Below are 12,473 nucleotides of genomic sequence, written 5' to 3' on the forward strand. Positions count from 1 at the left end.
GAAGTATTAAAATGTTAGCTCCGAAAAAACAAAAATTTAGAAAAGCTCATAAGGGTAGAGTTGCTTCAAAAGCAAAAGCAGGTACGACGCTTGCTTTTGGATCATTTGGTCTAAAATCTATAGACGGTTGGCGTGTTACTGCAAGACAAATAGAAGCAGGAAGAAAAGCTGCTACTAGATGTATGAAAAGGCAAGGAAGATTATGGATTCGCATTTTTCCGGATGTTCCCGTTTCTAAAAAGCCTGCCGAAGTAAGAATGGGTAAAGGTAAAGGTTCTCCTGAATTTTTTGCAGTTAGAGTTTCGCCTGGAAGAATTATGTTTGAAATTGAAGGGGTAGAAGAAAATGTTGCACTTAGAGCTTTGGAGCTTGCAAGTGCAAAATTACCTGTTAGAACAAGGATAGTGAGACGTTATGAATGATTTGAAATTATTAAGAAGTAAGTTATCTATTGAAACAATAGAAGAGCTTTGTAAAAGCCTTAATCTTTTAAAGAAAGAATTGTTTAATTTAAGATTTCAACAAGCTTTAGGTGAGTTAAAAAATACTAGTAGGTTTTCGTTAGTCAAAAAGTCTATAGCACGTATTAAAACTGAATTAACAAAAAGATCTAATAGTGAGGAATATTAAAATGCCGAAAAGAGTGTTACAAGGCGTGGTTATAAGTTCAAAAGCTGATAAGACGGTTACAGTAAAAGTAGAAAGAAAGTTTAAGCATCCTATTTATAAAAAATTCGTGAAAGTATCTAAAAAATATGCTGCTCATGATTCAGAAAATAAATATCAAGAAGGAGATAAAGTTAGTATAATTGAAAGTCGTCCTATCTCAAAAACCAAAACATGGGTAGTGGTAAATGGGGAATAAAGTTTTTTAATCTTTGACTTTATAAGGTAGATTGTTTATTTTATCTCTCGTGTATAAAAAATTGGAAGTAGTTTATGATTCAAATGCAGAGCATCTTGGAAGTTGCAGATAATTCCGGTGCTAAAAAAGTTATGTGTATTAAAGTTTTAGGTGGCTCTCACCATATGGTGGCAAAGCTGGGTGATGTTATAGTTGTATCTGTTAAAGAAGCTATACCCGGCGGTAAGGTTAAAAAGGGTGATGTTTATAAAGGCGTGATTGTTCGTACAAAAACCGGAGTAGTAAGACCTGACGGTAGTACAATAAAATTTGATAAAAACGCATTAGTGCTTTTGAATAAACAAGATGAACCTATCGGTACTAGAGTTTTCGGTCCTGTTACAAGAGAACTTAGAGCGAAAAAATATGTTAGAATAATGTCGCTTGCAGAGGAAGTGTTATAAATGATTAAATTAAAAGTAAAAAAAGGTGATGAAGTTGTTGTTATTACCGGAAAGCACAAAGGAAAAAAAGGTAAAATATTAAAAGTTTTTCCTGAGGACAGTAAAGTAATTGTTTCTGGAGTAAATTTAGTAAAAAAGCATACTAAACCTAATCAAATGAGTGAAGGCGGGATAATAACTAAAGAATTACCTATACATATCTCAAATATTGCACACATCGATCCAAAAACTGGTAACCCTACCAAAGTAGCTTTTAAATTCTTAGAAGACGGTTCTAAGGTTAGAGTAGCAAAGAAATCAGGGGAAATTATCGGTAAGGAAGGTAAATAATGTTAAGATTTAAAGAATTATATCAGCAAAAAATTATTGAATACTTACAAAAAGAATTTTCTTATAAAAATAAACACGAAATACCGCAAATTAAGAAAATTGTTATAAATATGGGAGTAGGGGAAGCAATAGCCGATTCCAAAGTAATTAATAATGCAGTAAATGATCTTACTTTGATTTCCGCTCAGAAGCCGGTTGTAACGTTAGCAAGAAAATCTATTGCAACCTTTAAGTTACGCGAAAATATGAAAATAGGCTGCAAGGTTACATTACGTCAAGATAGAATGTATGATTTTTTAGAAAGGCTAGTAATTGTTGCGTTACCTCGTGTTAAAGAATTTCGTGGTTTTTCTTATAAAAGTTTTGATGGTAAAGGAAATTTTACTTTTGGATTAAAAGAGCAGATAGTTTTTCCTGAAATTAATTACGATAAAATCGATACAATAAGGGGTATGGATATTACAATCGTTACATCTGCTAAAACAGATAAAGAAAGTAAGTTTTTGTTATCAGGGTTTAATTTACCTTTTTATAATTAATTTTTAGGATATATATAATGGCAAAAGTAAGTTCTATAAAAAAGAACGAAAGTAGGAAAAAAAAATCACAAAGTTTACATAATAAACGTTTAGCGTTAAAAAGTAAAATTTATGATAAAAATATTTCATTAGAAGAGCGTTTTTCTTTGGTAATGTCGCTTGCACAATTACCTAGAAATTCATCATCTACTAGAATAAGAAATAGATGTGAGCTTACAGGTAGACCAAGAGGTGTTACAAGAAAATTCGGTATATCGAGGAATAAGCTTAGGGAATTAATAGGTAGAGGCTTAGTTCCTGGTGTAGTTAAGTCAAGTTGGTAAAAGTCGATAGGTAAATAATATGTCAATGACGGATAATGTAGCAGATATGTTAACTAGAATTAGAAATGCTTATAAAAGTAAATTAATAAATGTTTCTTTTCCTAGTTCTAAAATTAAAACTTCAATTTTAGATGTTTTACAAAAAGAAGGTTATATAAAAGATTATGTAACTACTCAAAAAAATAATATTAGTTATACTGAAGTAGCTTTAAAATACTCTGTTAACGGTGATGCTTCTATATGCGAAATTCATAGAGTATCAAAGCCCGGAAAAAGAGTATATTCTGCTATTAAAGATTTGAAAGGATATTATAATAATATGGGTATATATATTCTTTCTACTCCTTACGGTGTTATGTCTGATAGAGAAGCTCATATTAAAAATGTCGGCGGCGAAGTAATTTGTAAAGTATTTTAAGGTAAAAAAATGTCACGTGTTGGAAAATTGCCGGTTACTATACCTGAAGGTGTAAAAGTTGGTTTAAATGATTTAGAAGTAAAAATATCCGGACCTAAAGGCGAATTATCAAAAACTTTTAAAGGTAATATAGCAATTTCATTGGAAGAAAATAAGCTTTTAGTAAAACCTTTAGCCGCAAATAAAAATGCACGTGCTATGTGGGGTACTGCAAGAAGCATAATATCAAATATGGTTACCGGCGTTAAAGAAGGGTTTAAGCTTAAACTCGAAATTAACGGAGTCGGTTACAGGGCAATGATAAAAGGTAAATATTTAAATTTAATGCTTGCTAAAAGCCATAATACAAAAATTGAAATACCTTCAGATATTAAAATAGAGGTGCCTAAGCAAAATATTATTATTCTTGAGGGAACAGATAAAGAAAAGTTAGGACAATTTGCTTCAATTATTATAAAACAGAGACCACCTGAGCCTTATAAAGGAAAAGGGATTAAATTTGAAAATCAATTTATACCGCGTAAAGAAGGTAAGAAAAATTAAATTTAAGAGTTAAATATGCGTAGTGCTAAGCTAAAATTTGAAAAAAGAAGAAGTAGAGTAAGACATAAAATATCTAAAACATCTAATAGAGTGAGATTATCGATATTTAAGTCAGGTAGACATATATATGCACAAATTATTGATGATTCTAAGTCTATAACGATTGCTTCTGCTTCAACTTTAGATGAGAAATTAAAAAAATCTCATTGTAATATTGAAAATGCTATCAAAGTAGGTGAAGAAATAGCAAAAAAAGCTGATTCTGCAGGGATAAAAGAAGTAGTATTTGATAGAGGCGGATATAAGTATCACGGTGTTGTAAAAGCTCTAGCTGATGCAGCTAGAGAGAAAATAAAATTTTAGGTTATAAGGTTGTAGTAATGTCTAAAGTTAAAACAAATGAAGAGACTTTAAGTGAAGTTTTAGTTGATGTAAATAGAGTTACAAAAGTAGTAAAAGGCGGTAGAAGATTTGCTTTTTCTGCTTATGTAGTTGTCGGTGATAAAGTCAGCAGAGTCGGAGCGGGACACGGAAAAGCTAAAGAAGTAAACGAAGCTCGAGGAAAGGCAAAACAAGCCGCTAAAAAGAGAATGATAAAAGTGCCTTTATATCAAAATAGGACTATTCACCATGATGTTGTGGGTAAAAGTGGAGCTGCTAAAGTGATTTTAAGAAGAGCTAAAGCAGGTACAGGCGTTATAGCCGGAGGATCTATGAGAGCAATTTTTGATTCTTTAGGCGTTCATGATATTGTTGCTAAATCAATAGGTTCAACGAATGTTTACGCAATGATTTCTGCAACATTTGATGCATTAAATAAACTTGCATCACCAAAGTCTATTGCTATGAGAAGAGATAAAAAAGTAAATGAAATATCTGTAAAATCTTCTGATATTCAAGTTAATGAATAATGTTGCATAAGTAAGGTGAAGTTATGAATAATAAGATCAATAATATAAAAATTACTCAAGTTAAAAGTGCTATAGGTCGTAAGTATGATCAAAGATTGACATTAGTTGGGCTTGGTTTAAACAAAATTAATAAAACCATTATTCTTGAAAATACTAATTCAATCAAAGGGATGGTTGAAAAAGTAAAGCATTTGTTAAAAATAGAAAATATGTAATTAGAGTTTTTAAATGAAATTAAATGAATTACCTAATAATATAGGTGCTAAAAAAAATAAGAAAAGAATAGCACGCGGTATTGGTAGCGGTAAAGGCAAAACCGGCGGTAGAGGAATTAAAGGTCAAAAATCTAGATCCGGCGTTGCAATAAAAGGTTTTGAAGGTGGTCAAACACCTATGATCAAAAGACTACCTAAAAGAGGGTTTAATTGTATTTCAACTAAAAAATACAATATAATAAATATTTATAATATTGAAGAAGCATTAGCCGATGGGCGTTTAAGTGCTGATGATACTATTACGAAAGAAAAATTGGTAGAAGCTGGAGTAGTTAATAATAAAAATAATAAGAAATTAGTGAAATTATTGTCTATTTGTAGTGATAATTTCGCTTCTCCTCTATCATTAAAATTAGATGCTTATTCTTCTAAAGCTAAGGATTTAATCGAGAAAGCAGGTGGAAAATTATTATAGTATATGGGGCAGAATTTTTCTAAAAAATCCGGTAATGATTTAGTTAGTCGTATTGTTTTTACTATTCTCATTCTTATAGTATGTAGATTTGGGTCTTTTATACCTATACCCGGTATAGATTCAATTGCTTTAAGTAGTGTGGCTGAAAAGAATCAGTCCGGAATACTCGGGATGTTCAATATGCTATCCGGAGGGTCGCTAGGTAGAATGTCCATTTTTGCTTTAGCAATTATGCCGTATATTACCGCCTCAATTATTATTCAATTAATGTCAGTTGCATATAAACCTTTGGAAAATTTAAAAAAAGAAGGGGAAGTCGGCAAAAGAAAAGTAAATCAGCTATCGAGATATTTAACGGTTCTGCTTGCTTCTTTTCAGGCTTATGGAGTTGCTATAAGTTTAGAGTCAATTGTAACAAATACCGGTCCTGTAGTAATTTTAGCGGGTTTTTTCTTTAGAGTTACAACCGTAATTACTTTGGTTGTAGGTACTATGCTATTAATGTGGTTAGGAGAACAAATTACACAACGTGGAATAGGTAACGGTACGTCTTTAATTATATTTATAGGTATAATTTCGGGAGTACCTAGTGCTATTATTAGTATGTTTGAATTATCAAGAAAAGGAGCATTATCGCCTTTAATAGCGATAGCTGTTTGTATTGGAGTAGTTGTATTAATAGCTATAATTATATTTTTTGAAAAAGCCCAAAGAAAATTATTGGTGCAGTATCCTAAAAGACAAGTAGGAAATAAAATTTATGGAGGAGAAGCAACGCATATGCCTCTCAAGTTAAATACTTCTGGTGTAATACCTCCAATATTTGCTAGTTCAATTTTACTATTTCCTGCTACGCTTGCTAATTTTTCTAATAGTAATTCAGAAACTATGGGCATGCTTACTTATTACTTAGGGCATGGAAAACCCGTATATATTTTATTGTATGTAGCATTAATTATGTTTTTTAGTTTTTTTTATACTGCAATAGTATTTAATTCTGAAGAAGCTGCTAATAATTTGAGAAAATACGGTGCTTATATTCCGGGTAAAAGACCAGGGAAAAATACGTCTGATTATTTTGATTATATACTTACAAGGCTTACGGTTATAGGTGGGATATATTTAAGTGTAATATGTGTAATTCCGGAGCTATTAATGAATAAGTATGTAATCTCTCTTTCTTTAGGAGGTACGAGTTTTTTAATTGTAGTGAACGTGGTACTTGATACTATGACTCAGATTCAAACTTACTTATTTAGTAGTAAGTATGAAGGTTTAATGAAGAAAGTAAAATTAAAAAATTAAAAATGAGCTTAAATAGTGATAGTAATTTTTTTAGGTCCTCCAGGAGCTGGAAAGGGAACACAAGGACAAAAGATAGCTAAAAAAATTGATGTACCACATATAGCAATCGGTGATATATTTAGAACAATTATTAAAACATCAACTAGTGAAGCTGAGTTAATTAATAATTATGTTAAGCAAGGGGAGCTTATCCCTAATGAAATAGTTAATCAAGTAATCAAAAATTTTTTATTATCCTCTGAATATAAAAACGGCTATATATTAGATGGATATCCGCGTAATTTAGAGCAAGCGAAATTCTTTGAATTATTTATTAAAGAAAAAATTAAAATAATATATTTTGATGTTTCAGATGAATTATTAATTAAAAGAGTTTTAGGAAGATATAGTTGTAAAAATTGCGGTAAAATATATAATAGTTACTTCTTGCAGCCTAAAACTGATAATGTATGTGATGTTTGCGGTTCAAGTACATTTGATTATAGAAAAGACGACAATGAAGAAGTAATAAAAAAAAGAATTGAAGTATATAAAACAGAAACATATCCGTTAATAGATTATTATAAAAATAGTGGTAATTTTTATATAGTTAATGGAAGTAAAAATGAACAAGAAATAGAAATTGATATACAGAAAATACTAAAAATAAATTGACTTTATTAAAGATTTTTATATTATTTTCTAGTTACCAGTAAAATTTTGGAGATTATTTGTGGCAAGAATTGCAAGTGTTAATATTCCCGATAATAAACGTTTAGTTGTGAGTTTAACTTACATTTACGGTCTTGGACCTACTATAGCAGCAGAGATCTGTAATAAAGCAAAAATATCGAAAGATAAAAAAGTTAAAGAACTTACGGATCAAGAGTTAATAAGCTTACGTAATATTATTGAAAGCGAGTATAAAGTTGAGGGTGATTTAAGACGAGAAGTTACGCTTAATATTAAGAAAAAGAAAGATATAAGATGTTATCAAGGGCTTAGACATATACGTAAGTTGCCGGTGAGAGGACAGAACACTCATTCTAATGCTCGAACTAGAAAAGGTAAAGCTATTGCGATAGCTGGAAAGAAAAAAGCTGTAAAATAATAGTTTAAGTATAGAGTATAAAAAATAATGAATCAGACGGTTAAAGTTAAGAAAAAGAAAAAAACTATCACTCTTGGTGTTGTGCATATCCGAGCATCATTTAATAATACTATAGTAACATTTACTGATATCCAAGGTAATACTATTTCTTCTGCATCGGCAGGAGGTAATGGGTTTAAAGGGGCAAGAAAAGCAACACCTTATGCAGCTCAAGTAACAATTGATAGAGCGTCGGAAAAAGCAAAAGAATATGGTCTAAAAACTATTTCTATTAGGATTGGAGGACCGGGAGCTCAGCGTGAATCAGCAATGAGAGCTTTATTCGGGCAAAATTTTGTGGTTACGTCAATTTTAGATGTATCGTCAATTGCTCATAATGGAGTAAGACCACCAAAAAGAAGAAGAGTATAAGAGATAGGTATTAAATGTTATCGTTAAGTAAAAATTGGAATACTTTAATAAAGCCGAATAAAGTCGCTTATGAAAATTTTCCGGAAACCAATAATAAAGCTAAAATTGTAGTTGAACCTTTAGAAAGAGGTTTTGGTTTAACACTCGGTAATGCTATGAGAAGAGTATTACTTTCTTCTTTACAAGGAGCAGCTATCACTTCTATAAAGATCCCTGCTATAGAACATGAATTTTCTTCTATACCCGGTGTAAAAGAAGATGTATCGGGAGTGATTTTAAACATTAAAGGTATTGAAGTAAAAATGCATGTTGCAGAAAAACGTATCATGAAATTAAAAGCAACAGGACCTTGTGTTGTAACGGCCGGTATGATTGAAACAGGTCATGATGTAGAAATACTGAATCCGGATCATGTAATTTGTAATCTAGCTAAGAACAAGCAGCTTGAAATGGAATTAACTTGTAAGGTTGGTAAAGGATATGTACTTAGCACAAATAGTTATGAGGATAATTTACCTATTGGTGAAATAGCTATAGATGCTTTATTTAACCCAGTAAAGAGTGTTACTTATAAGGTAGAAAATACTAGGGTAGGTCAGGTTACTGACTATGATAAATTAATTATGTTTGTAGAAACTAACGGTGATTTATTACCTGAAATGGCTGTAGGTTTGGCTGCACGTATTTTACAAGAGCAATTACAATTATTTATTTCTTTTGAAGAACAGGAAGAAGATAAGCAAGTTAAAACTGATGCTTTACCGTTTTCACCTTATTTACTTAAGAGAGTTGATGAATTGGAATTATCGGTTAGATCGGCAAATTGTTTAAAAAATGATAATATAATATATATAGGGGATCTAGTAAAAAGAACGGAATCCGATATGCTGAGAACTCCAAATTTCGGTAGAAAATCTTTAAATGAGATTAAAGAAATATTGGCAAAATTTAATTTAAGATTCGGTATGGATGTACCGGATTGGCCACCGGAAAATATTCAAGAATTATCTAAACGTTATGAAGATTCTTATAATTAAGGACTAATAAAAATGCGACATAAAATTAAAGGTAGAAAGTTAAATGTAACAAGTAGTCATAGGCAAGCAATGCTCGCTAATATGGCTGTAGCACTTGTAACCCATGAACAAATTAAAACTACTTTACCAAAAGCTAAGGAATTAAGACCTTACATTGAAACTCTAATTACTAAAGCTAAAAAAGCTGATTTAATGGTAAGAAGAAGCATTTTATCAAAAATAAAAGATAAAAAAGCAATAGAAAAGCTTATAAATATTTTAGGTACTAGATATAAAGATAGACCTGGCGGTTATACTAGAATAATAAAAACCGGATTCCGTTATGGTGATTTAGCACCGATAGCATATATTGAATTTGTAGATAGAGATATTAATGCTAAAGGAAATATACAGCAAGATGCTAATGAAGGAATTAAAAATTAAAATATAAGGGACTCGGTAATGGCTAATCATTCTTCAGCAAAAAAAGCTGCTAGACAAACAGTAAAAAGAACTCTAATCAATAAAAAAAGATCTAGTGCAATAAAAACTTTTATAAAGAAAGTTGTACATGAAATCAGTCTTGGTAATAAAGAAAATGCTAACTTAGCTTTATCTGTTGCTCAGTCTAAAATAATGCAAGGTGTGAAAAAAAATATAATTAAATTAAATACCGCCTCAAGGAAAATCAGCAGATTATCAAGACAAATAAAAAGTTTGAATGAAAGTAAATAACACTTTATAGGTAATTTAAAAGCAAAAACTAATAAAATTTTGCTAAATTATTTATATATACTTCTTATTAATTATAAATAATGTTATTTTACTAATTAATAAAAAATATGGGCGATTAGCTCAGCTGGTAGAGTATCTCGTTTACACCGAGAGTGTCGGCGGTTCGAGTCCGTCATCGCCCACCAATCAAAAGTTTTTAGTATTTCAACGAAAACATCAAACAATGCATGAAGCTTAAACTCAAGCTTTTCAGTCTTAAATGTTACAATAGTTAAACCTATCAAGAAAGACAGTACTTTTGTGAAATGGCATTTCTAACTAAGTATATATTAGTTAATAATTTAATGCCATTGCAGGAAAATTACGAAGTAATTGGCGAGACAATCCAGTAAAAAAATACTAAATTTTAGCATTTTTTATTACTTTTTCTAAATTCCCATGTTCTTTATTATAGTTGTATAGTAAATCACCTTAAATTAGGTGCGATTTCTATTTTATCTTTTAATTTTTTAACAATATATCTCTACCGTAGATGGGTTAGGATCCAGTTAAAAATACTAAAATTATTAGTATTTTGTATTGTTTTTGGGGTGACACAGTGGATTCGATCCACGCAACAATGCCAAGCGGCTAGGATGATAGGATGAATTGATTCACGTAATAATGCTATATCGTGGTCAATAAGCCACGATATGACACTGAATGAGTTTCCTGATCCATACGAGTTTTTAGAATCTTTCATATACAGCGTAATTCATAAAGCTTGATACAAGCGAATTTTGTACTCTCTCCTTTAAATTTATCTTGCCGGAACCTTCCTGAATTCTACTGTAACCCTTTTCCGCATTATTTATTACTTTTGCTATTATTTTTGCTAACTTTTCAAATGTAGAGGAAAAAATAGCAAAGTATACATTACAAGAGGAAGTAGAAATTAAAGCAGCTAATAAAGTAAAATGATAGTTGCTAAAATACAAAATAACCAAAAGTTACTAATATATTTAAAGTTAAAAAATTACTTGTTATTGCAATTTTTTAAGTTTTGCTTTAATTGTAATCAACTATTATTAGCAAAAATAAAAAATAACTTTTATGGAAGATATAAGCTCTTGGAAAAAAAAGTTTGAAGTATGCGTTTACGCTAAAAAATTACTTGATAAACTCGAAGATTAAACACTAAAGTAAAAAATCCTATTGATATAGAGGAGGTTAAAAAAGGCATTTACTACGCTCGTAAATATCATGGTTCTCAAATGCGTCAATCAGGTGATCCTTATTATTCTCATCCGATTGAGGTGACGATTATGCTTGCGGAGTTTGTAGCTGAAGAAGTTCCTAAGCTTTTTACGACCATGCTTTACTTCATGATACTGTTGAGGATACAGAATTAACTGAAGAAATGATTAACGGCATTTTTGGAGCAGAGGTAGCGAAACATGTATAGGGCCTAACTAGAATTAAACCTTACGGGAAAATCACTGCTGAAGAAAGCTTAAATCTATTAATTAAACAGAAAAGATATAATACGGCACTTATAAAACTTTTTGATAGAGTCTATAATATACAGACTTTAGGAGCTAAATCACCTGAGAAAGCTAAAAATAATAAAAGAAACTTTAATGAGCTTTTTACAAGTTTGTGCATATCTTGAGATATATAAAATAGAATATATATATTGGTTCAACTTTGTTGGAATATATTTAAACAACAAACTAACTTAAGCGAATTAAATTTGAAGGAACAGATTTTTAACTCTAATAATTATACCGAACTTTTTCAAGTGATTCAAAATGTGTCACTCCCCAGTAGAACGCTATACCTACCGGTATCATAATAAGAAGAATTCCGTAAGTTCCTAATATATTTACTAAGTAAGCTATGCCAAACGAAGTAACTACGTATATAAAAATTGATGAAAATGCATAAATAAGAGTAGTAAACGTAAATCTTTTAAATATTGGAAAGTTTTTATAAAGTATTGATGCAGCAGTACCGGTAGTTATACTTGTCATAACTAATAGTAATTGAATTTTAGATAAACTTGAAGAAGTAGTTATATTATTTAGTAAATAAATACTAGAGGGCATACAAATTAAAAATATAATTGCTCTAACTTTTAATAATTTAAGAGGATGAAATTTTTTTGTTAACAAAACTAATGTAATCATTAAGATTAATTGAGCAATAGCAAGACAAAAATTATTTTGCATAATTTCGAGTGCAGTATAATTAAAATTTGTTTTTAATAATGATGCACAATAAATATAAGTAAGATAAGCACAAGCAGAACCAGAATTTACAAGAAAGAAATAAAATAGTTTTTATATTAATTTTCTCTTCTACATATTCTTTAAATGATAATTCTTTATCATTTATTCCAAAATTTTCTAAAATATTTTTTATTCGACGTTTTGCATCTATAAACTCCGTTGATTCACGTAAATTAGTTCTTGCTATAAAACCTACTAAAGCTATTATAAGTTCCTCCCCAAAAGGCATAATGCCAATTAAAAAGATAAGTAATACTAATAATACCAAATGCTAATGCCATAATGCCACCCCACTGAGCAGCTATATTTATTATATCAACATAGGTATATTGAACTGGCGGTTTAGTAGTCTCAGTAACATATAACTCTGCTCCTACTATTTCTCCCATAGAAGATACGCCTTGAGACATACGACAAATTATCAGAATCCACGAAATTACGATGCCTTTTTCTGCATAAGTAGGTAAAGTAGTAGCCATAATAAAACATGATATAGCCATTATAAATGTGGTAATAATAACGGTTGATTTACGACCTATATTATCACCTATCCATCCAAGTACCAAAGCTGCAAATGATCTTAA

Annotated in this window: 23 protein-coding genes, 1 tRNA gene and 1 pseudogene; 22 read left to right on the top strand and 3 right to left on the bottom strand. The window is 30.3% G+C overall.

What is annotated here, in order from left to right:
* Positions 1–11: 11 nt before the first annotated feature.
* From rplP to D6968_RS03200, 21 genes are all read left to right on the top strand, one after another.
* Positions 12–422, top strand: a complete 411-nt coding sequence (gene rplP / locus D6968_RS03100) for a 50S ribosomal protein L16 (protein ID WP_011270636.1) — start codon at positions 12–14, stop codon at positions 420–422.
* Positions 415–630 (top strand): 50S ribosomal protein L29, encoded by a 216-nt coding sequence (gene rpmC, locus D6968_RS03105; RefSeq protein WP_121543318.1) that lies wholly within the window; start codon positions 415–417, stop codon positions 628–630. Before rplP ends, rpmC begins: the two co-directional genes overlap by 8 nt.
* A 1-nt stretch (position 631) precedes the next feature.
* Positions 632–865 carry a 30S ribosomal protein S17 gene (gene rpsQ, locus D6968_RS03110; RefSeq protein WP_004997812.1) on the top strand — a complete coding sequence of 78 codons (234 nt, stop codon included), beginning with the start codon at positions 632–634 and terminating at the stop codon, positions 863–865.
* 74 nt (positions 866–939) lie between these two features.
* Positions 940–1,308: a 50S ribosomal protein L14 gene (gene rplN / locus D6968_RS03115; RefSeq protein WP_008580952.1), complete on the top strand. Its 369-nt coding sequence runs from the start codon at positions 940–942 to the stop codon at positions 1,306–1,308.
* The gene (gene rplX / locus D6968_RS03120) at positions 1,309–1,638 is read left to right on the top strand and encodes a 50S ribosomal protein L24 (RefSeq protein ID WP_011270638.1); all 330 of its coding nucleotides are present in this window, start codon (positions 1,309–1,311) and stop codon (positions 1,636–1,638) included.
* On the top strand, positions 1,638–2,177 hold the full coding sequence (gene rplE / locus D6968_RS03125; protein ID WP_121543320.1) for a 50S ribosomal protein L5: 540 nt from the start codon (positions 1,638–1,640) through the stop codon (positions 2,175–2,177). The genes rplX and rplE overlap by 1 nt, the downstream gene beginning before the upstream one ends.
* Positions 2,178–2,194: 17 nt before the next feature.
* Positions 2,195–2,500, top strand: coding sequence for a 30S ribosomal protein S14 (gene rpsN / locus D6968_RS03130; RefSeq protein ID WP_008580947.1), 306 nt, complete (start codon positions 2,195–2,197; stop codon positions 2,498–2,500).
* Between the two features lie 19 nt (positions 2,501–2,519).
* Entirely contained in the window at positions 2,520–2,918 is a 399-nt protein-coding gene (rpsH, locus tag D6968_RS03135; protein ID WP_011270641.1) for a 30S ribosomal protein S8, read from the top strand.
* A gap of 9 nt (positions 2,919–2,927) precedes the next feature.
* Positions 2,928–3,461 carry a 50S ribosomal protein L6 gene (gene rplF / locus D6968_RS03140; protein ID WP_121543322.1) on the top strand — a complete coding sequence of 178 codons (534 nt, stop codon included), beginning with the start codon at positions 2,928–2,930 and terminating at the stop codon, positions 3,459–3,461.
* Between the two features lie 15 nt (positions 3,462–3,476).
* Positions 3,477–3,824 carry a 50S ribosomal protein L18 gene (gene rplR, locus D6968_RS03145; RefSeq protein ID WP_121543324.1) on the top strand — a complete coding sequence of 116 codons (348 nt, stop codon included), beginning with the start codon at positions 3,477–3,479 and terminating at the stop codon, positions 3,822–3,824.
* A gap of 17 nt (positions 3,825–3,841) precedes the next feature.
* Entirely contained in the window at positions 3,842–4,372 is a 531-nt protein-coding gene (rpsE, locus tag D6968_RS03150) for a 30S ribosomal protein S5 (RefSeq protein ID WP_121543326.1), read from the top strand.
* Positions 4,373–4,395: 23 nt separating this feature from the next.
* On the top strand, positions 4,396–4,587 hold the full coding sequence (gene rpmD, locus D6968_RS03155) for a 50S ribosomal protein L30 (RefSeq protein ID WP_121543328.1): 192 nt from the start codon (positions 4,396–4,398) through the stop codon (positions 4,585–4,587).
* A 13-nt stretch (positions 4,588–4,600) separates the two neighbouring features.
* Entirely contained in the window at positions 4,601–5,062 is a 462-nt protein-coding gene (rplO, locus tag D6968_RS03160; RefSeq protein WP_121543330.1) for a 50S ribosomal protein L15, read from the top strand.
* 3 nt (positions 5,063–5,065) lie between these two features.
* Positions 5,066–6,367: a preprotein translocase subunit SecY gene (gene secY / locus D6968_RS03165; protein WP_121543332.1), complete on the top strand. Its 1,302-nt coding sequence runs from the start codon at positions 5,066–5,068 to the stop codon at positions 6,365–6,367.
* 15 nt (positions 6,368–6,382) lie between these two features.
* A complete protein-coding gene (locus D6968_RS03170) occupies positions 6,383–7,021 on the top strand; it encodes an adenylate kinase (protein ID WP_121543334.1) in 639 nt (212 codons plus the stop codon).
* Positions 7,022–7,079: 58 nt separating this feature from the next.
* The gene (rpsM, locus tag D6968_RS03175) at positions 7,080–7,457 is read left to right on the top strand and encodes a 30S ribosomal protein S13 (RefSeq protein ID WP_121543336.1); all 378 of its coding nucleotides are present in this window, start codon (positions 7,080–7,082) and stop codon (positions 7,455–7,457) included.
* A 27-nt stretch (positions 7,458–7,484) separates the two neighbouring features.
* The gene (rpsK, locus tag D6968_RS03180; protein ID WP_008580920.1) at positions 7,485–7,868 is read left to right on the top strand and encodes a 30S ribosomal protein S11; all 384 of its coding nucleotides are present in this window, start codon (positions 7,485–7,487) and stop codon (positions 7,866–7,868) included.
* A 14-nt stretch (positions 7,869–7,882) separates the two neighbouring features.
* Positions 7,883–8,905: a DNA-directed RNA polymerase subunit alpha gene (locus tag D6968_RS03185; RefSeq protein WP_121543338.1), complete on the top strand. Its 1,023-nt coding sequence runs from the start codon at positions 7,883–7,885 to the stop codon at positions 8,903–8,905.
* Positions 8,906–8,917: 12 nt separating this feature from the next.
* A complete protein-coding gene (rplQ, locus tag D6968_RS03190; protein WP_121543340.1) occupies positions 8,918–9,328 on the top strand; it encodes a 50S ribosomal protein L17 in 411 nt (136 codons plus the stop codon).
* 18 nt (positions 9,329–9,346) lie between these two features.
* A complete protein-coding gene (gene rpsT, locus D6968_RS03195; protein ID WP_014365557.1) occupies positions 9,347–9,619 on the top strand; it encodes a 30S ribosomal protein S20 in 273 nt (90 codons plus the stop codon).
* 109 nt (positions 9,620–9,728) lie between these two features.
* Positions 9,729–9,804: transfer RNA gene (locus D6968_RS03200), tRNA-Val, on the top strand.
* A gap of 338 nt (positions 9,805–10,142) precedes the next feature.
* Here D6968_RS03200 and D6968_RS04970 read toward each other — a convergent pair.
* Positions 10,143–10,361, bottom strand: coding sequence for a hypothetical protein (locus tag D6968_RS04970; RefSeq protein ID WP_146624402.1), 219 nt, complete (start codon positions 10,359–10,361; stop codon positions 10,143–10,145).
* A 350-nt stretch (positions 10,362–10,711) separates the two neighbouring features.
* Between D6968_RS04970 and D6968_RS05885 the strand changes: the two are divergent.
* Positions 10,712–11,340, top strand: a pseudogene (locus tag D6968_RS05885) (HD domain-containing protein).
* A 33-nt stretch (positions 11,341–11,373) separates the two neighbouring features.
* On the opposite strand, the gene D6968_RS05890 reads toward D6968_RS05885, so the two are convergent.
* Both D6968_RS05890 and D6968_RS05895 read right to left on the bottom strand, forming a co-directional pair.
* On the bottom strand, positions 11,374–11,829 hold the full coding sequence (locus D6968_RS05890; RefSeq protein ID WP_245969191.1) for an MFS type sugar transporter: 456 nt from the start codon (positions 11,827–11,829) through the stop codon (positions 11,374–11,376).
* Between the two features lie 233 nt (positions 11,830–12,062).
* Positions 12,063–12,455: an MFS transporter gene (locus tag D6968_RS05895; protein ID WP_245969199.1), complete on the bottom strand. Its 393-nt coding sequence runs from the start codon at positions 12,453–12,455 to the stop codon at positions 12,063–12,065.
* Between the last annotated feature and the right edge of the window lie 18 nt (positions 12,456–12,473).

The organism is Candidatus Rickettsia colombianensi (assembly GCF_003664375.1).
GTDB classification, from domain to species: domain Bacteria; phylum Pseudomonadota; class Alphaproteobacteria; order Rickettsiales; family Rickettsiaceae; genus Rickettsia; species Rickettsia tamurae.